The organism is Paenibacillus polymyxa M1 (assembly GCF_000237325.1).
GTDB lineage: Bacteria > Bacillota > Bacilli > Paenibacillales > Paenibacillaceae > Paenibacillus > Paenibacillus polymyxa_C.
This window is the reverse complement of sequence record NC_017542.1, coordinates 5778768-5794378: the sequence shown is the minus strand read 5'-3', so window position 1 is coordinate 5794378 and position 15611 is coordinate 5778768. Positions and strand designations below refer to the sequence as shown.

Annotated in this window: 15 protein-coding genes; 11 read left to right on the top strand and 4 right to left on the bottom strand. The window is 43.1% G+C overall.

Translation table 11 applies throughout. The features are described from left to right. Window positions 1-15 precede the first annotated feature (15 nt). Window positions 16-1104, bottom strand: a complete 1089-nt coding sequence (locus PPM_RS26055; RefSeq protein WP_013373855.1) for a GntR family transcriptional regulator — start codon at window positions 1102-1104, stop codon at window positions 16-18. Window positions 1105-1393: 289 nt separating this feature from the next. On the opposite strand from PPM_RS26055, the gene PPM_RS26050 reads away from it, so the two are divergent. From PPM_RS26050 to PPM_RS26030, 5 genes are all read left to right on the top strand, one after another. Beyond that, entirely contained in the window at window positions 1394-3007 is a 1614-nt protein-coding gene (locus tag PPM_RS26050) for a xylulokinase (RefSeq protein ID WP_013373854.1), read from the top strand. Between the two features lies 1 nt (window position 3008). Beyond that, on the top strand, window positions 3009-3704 hold the full coding sequence (locus tag PPM_RS26045) for an L-ribulose-5-phosphate 4-epimerase (RefSeq protein WP_013373853.1): 696 nt from the start codon (window positions 3009-3011) through the stop codon (window positions 3702-3704). 41 nt (window positions 3705-3745) lie between these two features. Beyond that, window positions 3746-5170, top strand: coding sequence for an L-arabinose isomerase (gene araA / locus PPM_RS26040; RefSeq protein WP_013373852.1), 1425 nt, complete (start codon window positions 3746-3748; stop codon window positions 5168-5170). Between the two features lie 172 nt (window positions 5171-5342). Then, window positions 5343-5588 carry a hypothetical protein gene (locus PPM_RS26035; RefSeq protein WP_013373851.1) on the top strand — a complete coding sequence of 82 codons (246 nt, stop codon included), beginning with the start codon at window positions 5343-5345 and terminating at the stop codon, window positions 5586-5588. Window positions 5589-5743: 155 nt separating this feature from the next. Next, on the top strand, window positions 5744-7321 hold the full coding sequence (locus tag PPM_RS26030) for a sigma-70 family RNA polymerase sigma factor (RefSeq protein ID WP_013373850.1): 1578 nt from the start codon (window positions 5744-5746) through the stop codon (window positions 7319-7321). Window positions 7322-7352: 31 nt separating this feature from the next. On the opposite strand, the gene PPM_RS26025 is transcribed toward PPM_RS26030, so the two are convergent. Beyond that, window positions 7353-7709 carry a hypothetical protein gene (locus PPM_RS26025; protein ID WP_016324920.1) on the bottom strand — a complete coding sequence of 119 codons (357 nt, stop codon included), beginning with the start codon at window positions 7707-7709 and terminating at the stop codon, window positions 7353-7355. 545 nt (window positions 7710-8254) lie between these two features. Here PPM_RS26025 and PPM_RS26020 point away from each other — a divergent pair. The 5 genes from PPM_RS26020 (at window position 8255) to PPM_RS26000 (ending at window position 12828) form a co-directional block, all read left to right on the top strand. Further along, a complete protein-coding gene (locus tag PPM_RS26020) occupies window positions 8255-9754 on the top strand; it encodes a malate:quinone oxidoreductase (protein ID WP_013373848.1) in 1500 nt (499 codons plus the stop codon). A gap of 374 nt (window positions 9755-10128) precedes the next feature. Next, window positions 10129-10707 carry a TetR/AcrR family transcriptional regulator gene (locus PPM_RS26015; protein ID WP_013373847.1) on the top strand — a complete coding sequence of 193 codons (579 nt, stop codon included), beginning with the start codon at window positions 10129-10131 and terminating at the stop codon, window positions 10705-10707. Window positions 10708-10787: 80 nt separating this feature from the next. After that, window positions 10788-11348: an NAD(P)H-dependent oxidoreductase gene (locus PPM_RS26010; protein ID WP_013373846.1), complete on the top strand. Its 561-nt coding sequence runs from the start codon at window positions 10788-10790 to the stop codon at window positions 11346-11348. Between the two features lie 21 nt (window positions 11349-11369). Next, window positions 11370-12080, top strand: a complete 711-nt coding sequence (locus PPM_RS26005; RefSeq protein WP_013373845.1) for an SDR family oxidoreductase — start codon at window positions 11370-11372, stop codon at window positions 12078-12080. 172 nt (window positions 12081-12252) lie between these two features. Beyond that, entirely contained in the window at window positions 12253-12828 is a 576-nt protein-coding gene (locus PPM_RS26000) for a histidine phosphatase family protein (RefSeq protein ID WP_013373844.1), read from the top strand. Window positions 12829-12921: 93 nt separating this feature from the next. Here the strand turns inward: PPM_RS26000 and PPM_RS25995 are convergent, their stop codons facing one another. Together PPM_RS25995 and PPM_RS25990 are read right to left on the bottom strand one after the other, a co-directional pair. Beyond that, window positions 12922-13986 (bottom strand): DUF4367 domain-containing protein, encoded by a 1065-nt coding sequence (locus tag PPM_RS25995; RefSeq protein WP_013373843.1) that lies wholly within the window; start codon window positions 13984-13986, stop codon window positions 12922-12924. Beyond that, a complete protein-coding gene (locus tag PPM_RS25990) occupies window positions 13947-14537 on the bottom strand; it encodes an RNA polymerase sigma factor (RefSeq protein ID WP_016324919.1) in 591 nt (196 codons plus the stop codon). Before PPM_RS25990 ends, PPM_RS25995 begins: the two co-directional genes overlap by 40 nt. A 244-nt stretch (window positions 14538-14781) precedes the next feature. Here PPM_RS25990 and PPM_RS25985 point away from each other — a divergent pair, with 244 nt between their 5' ends. Further along, the gene (locus PPM_RS25985) at window positions 14782-15600 is read left to right on the top strand and encodes a hypothetical protein (protein WP_016324918.1); all 819 of its coding nucleotides are present in this window, start codon (window positions 14782-14784) and stop codon (window positions 15598-15600) included. The last annotated feature ends 11 nt before the right edge of the window (window positions 15601-15611 follow it).

Genomic DNA, 15611 nt, shown 5'->3' with positions numbered 1-15611 from the left:
GGGCTATGAACCCTTTCAATTCAGTTTCTTCTTTACTGTCTCTCCTTCGATTAACACGGGCTGGTAATAGGTGTTGTTGCTTAGATCCTTTTTCCCTTGCAGTTTCTTAATTACCCAATCGGCGGCATCACGGCCCATTTGTTCCTGTGGGTGTGTCAATGTCGTGAGTTTGATGTTCGCATTTTTGGAAATATAGGAATTATCTTGACCAATTATGGACAAATCTTCGGGAACGGATATTCCAAGTTGTCTGCATACATGTACAACTTCTAATCCGACCTCGTCGTTATAGCAGACAATTGCGGTTAAATCGTCCCTTTGTTCGGTCAGGAATTTCTTCAAGTTGGTGGATAGGTCCTGCTTTGTCTCTGTATAGAATGAGAGCACTTGCTCTGGGTGAAACCGTAATTTGGCTTCTCCAAGCGCTTTGATATAGCCCTTCATTCGATACTTTCCTTGTAAATCGTCCATTTTGGCAATGATGCCAATCTGTGTGTGTCCGTTAGCGATCAATTCTTTGGTTGCCAGATAGCTGGACTGTACGTCATCAAGACAAAAGAAGGGCACTTCCAACTCTTCATAATAAGCATTAATCATGATGAATGGAACATCCTGTTCCTTGAACGTCAGGTAGTAAGCGATATTGGGATTATATAGATTGCTCTTTGTAGGCTCAATGATCAAACCGTCTACACCAAAGGACAACATCATCTCCAAAGCTTTCTTTTCCTGTGCGACATCATTATTGGTGCTCGCTAATAGTAATGAATAATTATCTTCATTTAATCTGGCTTCAATCCCGCGAATAATAGAGGGGAAGATGTAATCAGAGATGTAAGTCGTGATGACTCCGATGGTTTTATTGCTGGAATTCCCACCGGTTTTTGATCGAAATTGGTTGCTGACATAGGTGCCCGACCCCTTTTCACTTCTTAAAAAACCTTCGTTGGATAGTTCTAAAATAGCCTTGCGAACCGTCTGGCGACTAACTTTATACTTATCCTGCAAAGCCAATTCCGTTGGAATTTGTTCTCCTACGCTGTATGCTCCTGAAAGAATGTTGCTTTTTATATCCTCAAGGATAACCTGATACTTTGGTTTCACTTTATTCCTTCTTTCCAAGTTGTTCTAATACTAATTGATGCATCCATAATATTTGTATGTACATATTTTAGCATAATTATGAGTTTATTATAATCTATTGTCCTATCTGTATAAATACTAAAGATAAAATAGAAAAATACTCGGTTCATCATACTATTTGTAGGCATAACTATGTTTTCGTATTGACAAATGTACGCACAAAAAATATACTAAGGCTGTAAACAAAAGAAAGCGCCTTCTTTGATTATTGCAGTTATAACAGTTGTTCAGAGAGAGGAGTAACGTGAGCATGGATCAAGACATTAAACAAGCGATTACTAAGGGAGAAACCTCACTTGGTATCGAATTTGGATCCACACGTATCAAGGCAGTGCTGATAGATCATCGTTTTGAAACAATCGCATCTGGAAGCTATGAGTGGGAAAACCTCTTGGTAGACGGATATTGGACGTACAACTTAGAGACTATCATTACGGGTCTGCAAGAGGCTTATAGTGAAATGAAACAAGAGGTTGAACAAAAATATGGAGTCACCCTTCATACGGTTGGTTCTATAGGATTCTCTGCAATGATGCACGGATATATGGCTTTTGACAGCAAGGGCGAGTTGCTTGTTCCGTTCCGGACTTGGCGGAATGCGACAACCGGGGCTGCAGCAAAGGCTTTAACTGATAAATTCCAATTCAACATTCCTGAGCGATGGAGTATTGCTCACTTGTATCAAGCGATATTGAACGAAGAACAACACGTTCCTCATATTGATTTTATGACGACGTTGGCTGGATATATCCACTGGCTGCTGACTGGCAACAAAGCAATTGGTATCGGAGACGCTTCGGGTATTTTCCCAATTGATGAGACTACACATGATTATAACGAGTCGATGGTTAAGCAGTTTGATGAACTCATTGCAGCCAAAGGCTACGATTGGAAATTACAAGACATTATTCCTAAAGTTCATATCTCGGGCGAGCAGGCAGGTGTACTAACCGCAGCGGGAGCCAAAATCTTAGATAAATCTGGCGATTTACAACCAGGTATTCCGCTTTGTCCTCCAGAAGGTGATGCGGGAACAGGAATGGTCGCTACGAATAGTGTGAGAAAACGTACTGGCAACGTGTCTGTGGGAACCTCGGTTTTTGCGATGATTGTATTAGAGAAGGACCTTTCAGCGGTATATCCGGAAATTGATCTGGTGACCACACCGAATGGTAATCCGGTCGGAATGGTTCATGCCAACAACTGTTCAAGTGATCTCAATGCTTGGCTGGGCTTGTTCCGTGAATTTTATGAGGCCATGGGGCAAAAAGCAGACCCGAATCAATTATTCAGTGTGTTGCTGAACAAGGCTTTGGAGGCAGATCCAGATGGCGGCGGCTTACTTAGCTACGGCTATTTGTCAGGAGAGAATATCACCGGCATAGAGAAAGGTCGGCCATTGTTTGTTCGCTCTCCTGAAAGCCGTTTCAATTTGGCCAATTTTATGCGCACCCATCTGTTTACAGCATTTGCTGCTTTGAAAATCGGGATGGATATTTTGACGAAGAAGGAAAATGTCGCAATTGACAGCATTCTGGCTCACGGTGGTTTATTTAAAACCCCTATCGTCGGACAAAAAATTGTTGCGGCAGCCATGGATGTTCCGGTATCCGTGATGGCAACAGCTGGAGAAGGCGGAGCGTGGGGTATGGCTATTCTGGCTTCTTACATGATGAACAAGGATCAACAAGAAAGTCTGGAAGACTTCCTCGACCAAAAAGTATTCAGAGATGTTGAGGGACAAGAAATTCATCCTGACGGTTCCGATGTTAAGGGATTCGAAACATTCTTAGAACGCTACACACAAGGCCTGGCGATTGAGCAGGCTGCTGTAGATAATCTAGTGGAAAACTGGAGGAATTGACGTGTTAGAGCAGCTGAAAGAAGAAGTATTTCAAGCCAATCTGGATTTGCCTAAACATGGACTCGTGAAATACACCTGGGGTAACGTCAGCGCGGTTGATCGTGAGCGTGGCTTATTCGTTATCAAACCGAGTGGTGTTAGTTATGACACGATGAAACCTAGCGATATGGTAGTTGTTGATTTTGACGGCAATGTTGTTGAAGGAGAGATGAGACCTTCATCGGATACACCGACTCATGCCGTACTTTACAAGCACTACGCAGAGATCGGCGGTATTGTGCATACGCATTCGACTTGGGCGACGATTTGGGCTCAAGCAGGCCTGGATGTACCTGTAATGGGAACTACTCATGCAGACACCTTCTATGGTTCTGTTCCCTGTGCTCGTTTCCTGACACAAGAGGAGATTGATCGTGGCTACGAAGCCGAAACCGGCCGTGTCATCATCGAAACTTTTGAGCAGCGCGGGCTGGATATTTTAGCAGTGCCAGGTGTCCTGCTTAAGGGTCACGCTCCCTTCACTTGGGGGAAAGATGCGAAATCCGCAGTTATGAATAGTGTCGTGTTGGAAGAAGTTTCGAAAATGAACTTATTCGCACGGGAATTGAATCATTTTGCTGAAGAATTGCCGCAGCGTATTCTAGATAAACACTATTTGCGCAAACATGGGAAAGACGCTTACTACGGACAAAAATAAGACCAACTAAACTAACAAATGAAGAAAAGAGGATGAATGTTATGTCAACAGTAAGTACAAAACAGTTCTGGTTTGTCGTAGGTTCACAACATCTGTATGGAGAAGAAGCATTAGCAGAAGTCAAAGCACACGCACAAGAAATGACCGATGCCCTAAATAAGAGCGGCGTTCTGCCTTATCCGCTTGTATTGCAGGATCTGGCAGTTAGTGCAGACAAAATCACCAGCCTTATGAAAGAAGTCAACTATCGTGACGAGGTTGCTGGTGTCATCACTTGGATGCATACTTTCTCACCTGCAAAAATGTGGATTCGTGGTACTAAATTGCTGCAAAAGCCGCTGCTTCATTTGGCTACACAGTATAATGAAAGCATTCCTTGGGCTACGATTGATATGGACTTCATGAACCTCAATCAGGCAGCTCATGGTGACCGTGAATATGGATTTATCAACGCCCGCTTGAAGAAACAGAATAAAGTGGTTGTAGGTTACTGGGAACGTGCAGAAGTGCAAAAGCAAATCGCAGAGTGGATGGATGTAGCGGTTGCTTATAACGAAAGCTTCAATATCAAAGTTGCCCGCTTCGGCGACAACATGCGTCACGTTGGTGTTACGGAAGGCGATAAGGTCGAAGCCCAAATCCAATTTGGATGGACTGTTGATTACTTCGGAATTGGCGACCTTGTTCAGTACGTCAATGCTGTGAAGGAAGAAGAAATTGATGCTTTGTTCGCGGAATACTCCGAACTCTATGAATTTGATTATGGTACTTACAGCAAGGAAGCTTGGGAATCCAGCGTAAGAGTGCAAGCAAGCTATGAAATTGCTATTAAGCGATTCCTGGATGATGGCGGCTATACTGCCTTCACAACAAACTTTGAAGATCTCTATGGTATGAAACAGCTTCCTGGTCTTGCCGTTCAACGTCTGATGGCACAAGGATACGGATTTGCTGGTGAAGGCGACTGGAAGACTGCAGCGCTCGATCGCTTGCTTAAAGTCATGAGCCATAACCAATCCACTGGCTTTATGGAAGACTACACCTATGAATTAGCAGCGGGTCAGGAATCGATCCTTCAATCCCATATGCTTGAAGTTGACCCAACGTTGGCAAGCAACAAGCCTAAAATCATCGTGTCTCCGTTAGGTATCGGCGATCGTGAAGATCCAGCCCGTCTGGTATTTGACGGTAAGGCAGGGGACGGTGTAGTTGTTTCCATGGCTGACTTTGGCACCCATTATAAACTGCTGATCAATGAGGTTACTGCATTTGAACCAACAGTTCCTGCTCCAAAACTTCCAGTGGCTCGTGTACTGTGGAACGTGAAGCCAAACTTCCAAGATGGAGTTAAAGCATGGATTGAGAACGGTGGCGGTCACCATACCGTGGTTTCCTTGAATCTAACCACAGACCAAATTGTTACTTATGCAAAACTGGTTAACCTGGAATACGTAATAATTAAATAATTATAGTTCATCGATAAAAGCATTGGGTCAGTCCTCAAGACCCAATGCTTTTTATTGTTTCTCAGAGGATTTTTAATTCATAAGGACGTGATACTATGACGAATTTACCAGCTACGAAAACGAAATTGGTTATCGTTGAAGGCAACCTAGTGTCCGTGAGACGATTGAGCGAGTGAAAACGATGAGGTCTCCAGAGTGGCTGGATTTTGTGATTTGGTACCATACAGAGCAGGATTATGGAAAGAATAAAGGGCTGCACGGGTACGAAGGATATATTCAGTTCCTTGAGCATCGACGAGAGCTAGAATTGCGTATTATTGAGCAGCTTCCTTTTCAATGCTTTATACTGGATAACTCCGATTATGATTGGGGGAATCAACAACAGATCGTTTCGAACATCATGATGAAGTATTTATAATTACGGGAAACGATCGTTTAATTAGAGAGGGCCATCCTATAAGGGATGGCTCTAAACTTGCTATAGGTTTTTCACAACTTCAATCGAACAAAGTAACCATTTGCAGCAATACCGGCACTTATATATAGAATTTGCATACAGAGGAGGTGCAAGAGGTGCAGTGTTGGATTGAGGAAGCTCGGCTAGGCGATCAAAATGCTTGGAAGCAGATCGTGCAGCATTTCAGTGGGATGGCTTTTTCAGTAGCATATACGAGGTTGGGGGACTGGAGTCTGGTAGAGGATACAGTTCAGGAGGGGTTCGCTGAGGCTTTTGCCAATCTTCATAAATTACAGGAAGCAGAGGCGTTCCCTGGATGGTTCAAGATCATTGTCGAACGTCAATGTCATCGTATTCTGCGCCGGAAGAGGCCCACGATGGTGCCGTTGGCCGAAACTATAGTAATGGATGTAGAGAAATATGATGTGGAACTCATCGCAGAGAGAAGGGAATGGCATCAAAAGCTTCATCAATCCGTCGAGGGTTTATCTGACAAGTTAAAACTGGCGGTTCAGCTGTACTATTTTCAAGGGTACTCAATCGGTGAAATATCAAGCTATCTAAGCGTATCTCCATCCGTGCTCAAAAAACGGTTGTTTGATGCCCGCAATAAGCTGAGAGCTTCACTACTTGTCACCGACTTTGTATCCATGTTTAACGATATTTATGAAGGAGGAGAGTCAATGCTACATATAGTTAATGGAGATCATGTCGGTGACAAGCTGAGGAAAGGGAACATTCGTGGAGATATCTTGGTCTGGAGAGAAGTGTATCCGGTAGGTCCAGTTTCCCTTGAAATGAGCGAGCACTCATCGAGAGCAGCTAGAGTGGAATATTTGGAGAGAACTCTCGGTATCCCAGGGGAAGACTATGTGTCCAATTGCAAGACTCAGGAGCAGGTTCTGCATAACTTTCATAAGTATGACGAAGTCGTGCTATGGTTCGAGCACGATTTGTTCGACCAGCTGATGCTAAGCTACTTGTTGCACTGGTTTTCGACGCAGACCCTAGGTCAAACCAAACTGAGCTTGCTGTGTATCGGCAACTACCCCGGTATTGATCCGTTTAGGGGCTTAGGACAGCTTACAACGAAGCAGTTAGAAAAATTGTCAGGCACGTGGCAGCAGATCGGTCAGCAGGAGCTTGAGACGGGCAAAGGAATCTGGGAAACATATGCTTCCCCGGATATAACGCGGCATGTTGACATTTTACGTGAAGATACATCTGCCCTGCCTTTTGCTCATGCGGCACTTGAACTGCACCTATCTCGTCTACCTTCCACCATGAATGGGCTGGGCATCGTAGAGCAGACAACCCTGGAACTCGTCCAGCAAGGAGTGAACTCTCCACAAGAGCTGTTTAAGCAGATCGGGAACCGAATGAGTGGTCTAGGAATGGGTGATTTGGAGTTTTGGTATCGTTTAAGGAATATGTCGGAACAACCACATGCACTATTAGAGATTCAAGGGCCCCACTCATTTCCTGATCATCAAAAGAAAACAACTCCATCCTTTGACCAATGTGTTGTTGCATTAACGGAAGTAGGGAGAAATATAACGGCGGGGGCACATGACTGGGTGAAGATGAAGGGAATAGACGAGTGGTATGGCGGCTTGTGGCTGCAAGGTGATTTAGCATGGCGCTGGGATTCAGAGAGAAACCAGTTGGTGTATACGGAACCGTATCATAAATGACAACAAGTTCTGGATGTAGAGCGGGCTTAGTTCATATCAAAAGCCCGGTCACATCCTGATACCCCATACTAACCAACAATTCATTACCATTTAGCTCATGCACTTTCTTCACTGTCACATCTAACTCCATACCAAGTATATACTGCAACACTTCAGCAACATACTTAGGTTGGTTAAGATTAATAGAATATTGTTTACCCTCTTTCATCACCCGTAATCCCTCATTCAAAGGGCTACCAGTGACAATTGTATCTTTAGTAGTAAACAGAATTATAAATTTTATATCTTTATTTTCAGAAATAATAGTCAACTTGGATCTACAGTAAATATCTCTGACCGTTCTATAATTCCACAAATACGTATTTCCACTAACTACTATTCTCCTCATAGCACTCTAGTCTCCATTCCTACAAGGATGGCAGAATCATTGCGGATTCCGCTTCTTTAGCATTTCAGTCCGGAAGCCGTTCTTACCTGGCAAAATGAAAATGTTTCAAAAATAGTCCAGGTCATGGGGTATCTTCGCCACCTGTCCCTTATTTTACTTGATTTCTACGCATTGTACAGTTGGCGTACAGGCCCTAGATGAATCACGTGTTAATTCTTGAAATCCTACATAACAATTCCTGGTTATTCATATACATAAACTGTTGATTTAATTATTGGGAAGCTGTAATCCACGGGAGTAACAAAATCAGCTAGGTTTCTTATAAAAAAACTGAGTTCAATTCTTATTTTCGCGAAGAAAATTCTCACTTTTTAGCAGAAATGATTTATAATTATCAGATAAAGTAGATATAATTTTTAAATGATTATATTTAAGTTATAATGGAGATAGAAAAGGTATGTTCCTGAGTGGAGCCTTGCTTCTTGAGTCAGTTAAGCAGGAGGGCCTGCTCTTTTTTGCAAATATAAGAGATAAGGAAGGTTTTTATGAATAGTATTCAGAAAAATACAGACGTTATCTTAATTGGTGCCGGGGTCATGAGCGCGACTCTGGGATCATTGCTGAAAGAGTTAGCACCGGAATGGGAAATTAAAGTGTTTGAGAAACTGGCAAGTGCAGGAGAAGAAAGCTCTAACGAATGGAATAATGCAGGCACGGGTCATGCTGCACTGTGCGAGCTGAACTACACATCCGAAAAGTCAGACGGATCTGTAGATATTCGTAAAGCGGTTAATATCAACGAACAGTTTCAGCTCTCAAGACAGTTTTGGTCTTTTCTTGTCAACAGTAATTTGATTCGTAATCCACAGGACTTTATCAGGCCAATACCCCATATGAGTTTGGTAATGGGTGAAAAAAACGTATCTTTTTTAAAAAAGCGCTTTAAAGCGCTTTCAAGTGTTTCCCTGTTTCAAGGCATGGAATTTTCCGATGACCCTGAAAAGCTAAAGGAATGGATTCCGCTGATTATGGAAGGTCGTACATTGAATGAACCAATTGCGGCAACCAAAATCGACTCTGGAACAGATGTCAACTTTGGTGCTTTAACACGCATGTTGTTTGACCATTTAAAAAGCAAAAATGTCGAGATTAAATACAAGCATAGTGTAAAGGATATTAAACGTGCGAGCGACGGCTCGTGGAGAGTCAAAGTGCATAATCTGGATAACGGAAAAATCGAATATCATACTGCCAAATTCGTTTTTATCGGTGGTGGTGGCGGAAGTCTACCTTTACTGCAAAGAACCGGCATTCCTGAGTCCAAATATATCGGGGGATTCCCGGTAAGTGGACTATTTATGGTATGTAACAATCCTAAAGTGGTCGCCCAACATCATGCAAAAGTATACGGTAAAGCGAAGGTTGGTGCTCCTCCCATGTCTGTCCCGCATCTGGATACAAGATACATCGGTAACCAAAAAGCACTGCTGTTTGGACCATTTGCCGGCTTCTCACCAAAGTTCTTGAAAACGGGTTCAAACTTGGACCTGATTGGTTCCGTAAAACCCAATAACCTCATTACAATGTTGGCAGCAGGGGCAAAAGAGATGGCATTGACCAAATACCTGATCCAGCAAGTGATGTTATCGAATGAAAAGCGTCTGGAGGAACTACGCGAGTTTATTCCCAACGCCAAAATCGAGGACTGGGAGATCGTGGTAGCAGGCCAGCGTGTGCAGGTGATCAAAGATACGGAGGGCGGTAAAGGGACCCTTCAATTTGGTACGGAAGTGGTGAGTTCGGCTGATGGTACAGTAGCTGCATTGCTTGGGGCTTCTCCGGGTGCTTCCACTGCTGTGCACGTTATGCTGGAAGTATTAGAAAAATGCTTCCCACAGCATATGGACGAGTGGGAACCGAAAATAAAAGAGATGATCCCTTCTTATGGGATGTCACTAGCGGAAAACCCAGAGCTTTACCAAGAAATCCATAATACCACAACAGAGACGCTGGGTCTGGGCGAAAAAGAACCGCTGCATCATTAATTTTTACATGGCTAGTAAATTCGATCATCCAAATATTTTTAATAAAATACACAGTAATCTTACGATACGTATTCAAGTCGTATAAGCGACAACGCCAAGCGGTGGGAAGCTCCCCACCGCTAAAATGATTATTTTACGAGTGCAAAACTTTGTAATGCTTCTGTGTTTATCGGTGTCTGCTATAGTGACTGCCGTAATTATGGAACGGGTTATAAAGGGAAAAACAAATAATTCTTTACCGACCGTTCCCAATATGTTAGGATAAAGCCAGACAGAGAAGAAAAACATATGCGATGACCAATGTAGAACGATCGTTTCCAAAAGGTCGATCCATTTAATCCAGACATATTCTAAATGGTCAGGGGGTAGATAGAATGGCCAGGAGCAAAGAATTTGAAGAAAACGTTGTTCTGGAAAAGGCCATGAAGCTGTTCTGGGAGCAGGGGTATGAGAAAACCTCGATGAATGATCTTGTCGAACATATGGGGATTCATCGAAGAAGTATCTATGATACCTTTACCGACAAGCATACCTTGTTCCTCAAAGTGATGGACCGATTCGGAGAGCGTATTAACGGTAGGTGGGCAGCAGGCATCAAGCAATCTCGGACGGCTAAGCAGGCACTTCAGTTCATTTTTGACTCCATCATTAACGGTGAAGAGGACGTACCGCCCGGCTGCATGTTCGTGAATTCGGCTGTTGAATTAGCGATTCGGGATGAGGACATTGACGAGATAGCGACGAAGGCCTTTGCAAAATCGGAGAAAATGCTTGCAGAAATCGTAACGTGGGGACAGCAAAACGGCGAGTTTACACAACAGTACGAAGTGAAGGAGTTGGCTGAGTATCTGCAAAATGCCTTAGCGGGACTAAGGGTTATGGTGCGGACTTCCGTTCCGAAAGAAAAGCTGCAACGGATAGCTGAGTTAAATCTACGCATTTTAGAGACATAGACGATAACCGAAAACAAATTTTTTTCATTTTTCTAGAACGATCATTCCCATAAACTTTGAAATAGAAAAGGAGAGTTAGTATGAAAATATTAATCATCGTTGCACATCCAAATTTGCAAAGTTCCCGAATGAATCGAGCCTGGACGGAGGTCATGAGACAGCAGCCTGAAACGACCGTACATGTGTTGTATGAAGCCTATCCTGACCAGCAGATTAATGTCAGCCGTGAACAAGCTTTGTTGGACAGCCATGATCGAATCATTTTCCAGTACCCGCTCTATTGGTATAGTACGCCGCCATTATTGAAGCAGTGGTTTGATGAAGTGCTGGCATTCGGCTGGGCGTTTGGTCCTGACGGGGAGCATTTGAAAGGGAAGGAAATCGGCATCGCCATCTCGACGGCAGGAACTGCGGCCTCGTATCAGCCCGGCGGCTACAACCTGTTCACGATTCGGGACATCGCGAAGCCGATGGAGGCGCTGGCCAACTATGTGAGTGCTCATTACCTGCCGCCTTTTGCTATCCATAATGCGAACCATGTGACGGGTGAGCAGATTACCGCGAGCCAGGCTGCATATGTCCAGCATCTGGCGACCGTGCGTCATGTCCAAACGTCTGATTTGATCACAATCAATAAATAAAAAACGAGGAGGAAATGAAACATGACAAGCAAAATCGCGTTAATTACCGGAGCAAGCAAAGGGATCGGACTGGAGGTTGCTAGACAACTGGGGCAGCAAGGTATAACGGTATTAGTCGCTGCACGTACGAAAACAGCAGCAGATGAAGCAGCCGCCGGGTTGTTGCAAGAAGGCATTCAGGCAGTCGGCGTGAAGCTCGAGGTGACGAATTCTGCACATATCGCAGAATTGGCCCAATTTATCGAAGATACTTACGGACGGCTGGACATATTGGTCAACAATGCGGGCATTTTGGCAGAAAAAGCGGGTTATGACGGGGATGCTTTCAGAGATACTTTTGAGGTGAACACGTTCGCACCCTATTTGATTACAGAAGCACTGTTGCCGTTACTGCTAAAGAGCAAAGCAGGCAGAATCGTCAACCAAAGTAGCGCTATAGGCTCGATTCAGTTCCAGTTGACCAATGAACGGGTGCAGCGTCTTGCTACCCCGGCTTATGCGGCATCTAAAGCAGCTTTGAATATGCTGACGGCCTACTGGGCGCAAAAAAATAGCGGGACACATCTGAAGGTCAATTCCGTACACCCCGGCTTAGTCAAAACACAAATGGGTGGGGAAAAGGCGGAGCTGTCGGTGGAGGATGGAGCAAAAACGGCGATCCGACTGGCAACCCTGCCGGAAGAGGGTCCAACAGGCGGATTCTATTACATGGATGATCAGCTTCCGTGGTAAAGCTTTATGTATTGAAAGAAAAAGATTTATATGACATCGTAACAGCAATTATCAATTCGTGTATGGTGAGTGCAGACTGATTGGTCATACCGAAAGATTTGCTCTAGAATTATAATTAATGGGCGGTTTCAGGAATTACGAGAACAAAACGATATCCTTTAAGGAGGCTATTTTGGAAACTTTCATTTACATGGTGAGACATGGCGAGTCACCAAAGACGGAAGGAAATGAAAGAACAAGAGGTTTAACGGATAAAGGTAAATCAGATGCTTATCGAATAACTGAATTATTGAAGGGAGAGGGGATCGAGGTTTTCGTTTCAAGTCCATATCAACGAGCAATTCTGACCATTCAAGAGCTGGCTCGGCGTTCAGGACAAGAAGTTTTGGTATTCGAAGATCTTAAAGAAAGGATCTTTTTGAATGAAGACCACCGAATGCCCGATGCGGAATTATTTCCTTTGTTAGATAAGTCATTTTCTGATCCAAACTTTGCTTTACAGGGAGGAGAGTCTAATACGGTTTGTCAGAACCGAAGTATAGCAGTTCTAAAAGAATTGTTAAAAACCTATCGAGGACAGAAAGTTGCATTAGGCACTCATGGGGCGATAATGACGTTGATGATGGGGTATTATGACAAGCAGTACGACTTGAATTTTCTACTACACACATCCAAACCAGATGTATACAGAATGAAGTTCAACGGTCAGGAGTTAATAGAAGTTAAAAGATTGTGGTATACGCCGTAATGTTACGGGAGAAATAGGTACGAAAACGTTGCTCAAAGAGAGACCGTCCTTAGTACAGGATAGTCTCTCTTCAAAACCTTTCTGTAACATCTATTACGATGAAGCATTAAGCAAATCCTCAGCTATTTTAACCAAATCATCTTTGGTCAGCGGGCTGTCCTGGTTATCGGATATGTTGTAGTGTAAATGTCTTTTTTCATCGATCCATCCCAGTCGATTTTTTCCTGCTTCCAAGGGCCTGCTTGCTTCACTTGCCCTGATGTAATAGGCCTTGGTTCCTTTGATTGTCAATTGCTCAGCCGAATCCTGTTCATTTTGCATGATGGTTGTCTTTGTGACTTCAGGAGTGTATTTGGTGACGGTAATGTTTACATAGTCGTTTCCTCTCGCATAGCGGGCAAAGGAGGAGTCTGACTTGTCCCAGTTCAGCTTTTGAATAAACAGATTTTCACCCTTCGGTGCAGCTTTGGCCTGTTGCATCAGTTTATCGGTTAAAGCTCGATATTCCTTTTTATCCATCATCCCAGGATATGCAGCGATTGGATAGACGTATCCGAATTCAAACTGATAGCCATCCGGTAGATGAGTGGGATTGCTGAATAATGGAGCCTCAGTTCGCTTGATTTCATCTTGTAAGCTGTTAAAATTTGAAAGTTCTGCCGGTTTGTACGCAAACAGGGCCAGATTAGATAGGTTGTTTTGGTTCATAGAATCGTCTTTGACGTAATAAGCGGCATACTCTCCTGGTTGCAAACGGTTCTTCACCTCTTCGTTCCACCGTGTGTAGGTGGAGGAATACGTTTTGGAGGCGTCCGTTTCGGCAGGTGTTTTGGCGGTATTTAATACAACGTCGCCCTTACTGTTGCGGAATTCAAGATATTGTGAAGCTGCGTATCCGGTCACAGAGGCACCTACAACAAAAAGCAAAATCATGATAGGGACGGTGATACGAGGCTGGAAATGGATTTTTCCTATATTCCCCTTTTTGGGCGGCGCCTTTTGGTAGACCTGTTCCATCACTTTGTCAGAAACGTCAAAAGCCTGGATTTTTAAGGCATTCTCTGGCTCGGTTAGCTTGTCCATGTTTTTGAATCCCCTGTCTTGCAGATCGGTGTATTTCAGGCTTTGTTTTTGAGTTCTGTCTTGTAACTCACGCATTTGTGGTCCTCCTTTAGGGGCTCCATTATTTTTTTGAGCTTTGTTTTTGTTCTGCCGTATTTTTTCTTGATAGCTTCCTCGCTTTTGTTCATGATTTCCCCGATTTCTCCAAACGTTCTCTCTTCAAAAATGCGCAGCACCAGCAGGTTACGCTCCTCCGCGCTCAGTTGGTCCAACGCCCGGCTCAGCGGTTCACTGAAAAGCTGACGTTCCATAACCTGCGCTGCACTGTCTGAAGTCATGTTAGTTGAGGTGAACAGGCTAAGTTTAAATTTGCGCTGTAGATTCTTCCTGCGAATCAGGTTCAGGCAGTGATGATAGGCCATTTTATACAGCCAGGAGGAGAAGCCCACTGTCGGCTTGTACCTGCTAATTTTCTCAAAAGCACTGACGAAAATATCCTGCACAGCCTCTTCCGCCTCCTGCTCACTTCCTAATAGCCTCCAGCAGTACACAAAAATCTGACGCTGATACTCCTTTACAATGTAGGCGTAATCCTGGATCTCGCCAGCTTGAACTTGTTTGATTCTGTATTCGATTTCCTCATTCAAAGATGTAGGCACCCCCTCTGATCAAAAAGAAAATTATATCTGTATAACAAACGGAGATGACCGAAAGGGACACTTTGTCTAAATTTTTTTTAAGTGTTCTATCAACTCTCTAAGAGAATACGATAAAGCAGAACGATTATCACCCACGTGGTTAGTTTTATAGAGTTAAAGGTATATTGTGGGAGTGAGGGGATGGTAAAATGAAATTAAGATATTCCAAATAGTTTTTATAGGAACGGATTACTTGCATCTAAAGAAAATCGCTGATTTTATGAAAAGACAAGACATTAAACTGGATATCAAAGACACCTGTATACTCTATAGAGAATGTACTACTGACTTGAATATAAATTTAAAAGGCAATCATTCCAGAATAACAAGTTTAAATGACTTATTTGCTGGAGTTGAAATTCATATTGATCATTTAGAGGCTGGAATGGGATATCAATATGAAAATAAACAAGTGAAAGAAGATATTATTCATTATTGCTGTCATAAAGACGATGAGGAAGGTAAGGAGCTTGGATACCAATTATTTGTAAAATTGTTGAATTACTTCTCCAGGAGATTATTAGCTGAAGGATTTGTACTAGGGTATCCTGCTGTAGATTCAAAAATTAAAATAATGAAGGCCTCTTGTTCAATGTGTTTTTATCGAGATTATTATTACATTAGTGGAGCACATGTATCGCTTAAAACCGCTATGCTGGAGGCAGATTGGCAAATATGCGAACCATTGATGCAGGTCCATATGACCTGTAACAAGCTATATTTTAAAGGAAATTCCTTTTTTAGTGGGGTAGAAAATCTATGTATACTCGACGAGGACGAAGATAATTGTAAATTATCATTTAAATCTAGACTTTCCACAATCATTGATATTCTAAAAGAGATGTATAACCATGAAAAAGATGTTTCGGACTTCCATATGGAATTGGACAGCTATGTGCCAGTTGAAGATGTTACTCAGTTAAAAGAGAAATTCAAAGTGATTTATAATATCGATAAATGGAAAGATGAATTAGAGGAGCAAGAGATGAACTCGGCCATCCCGCCTGTATAGCTTACGAAACC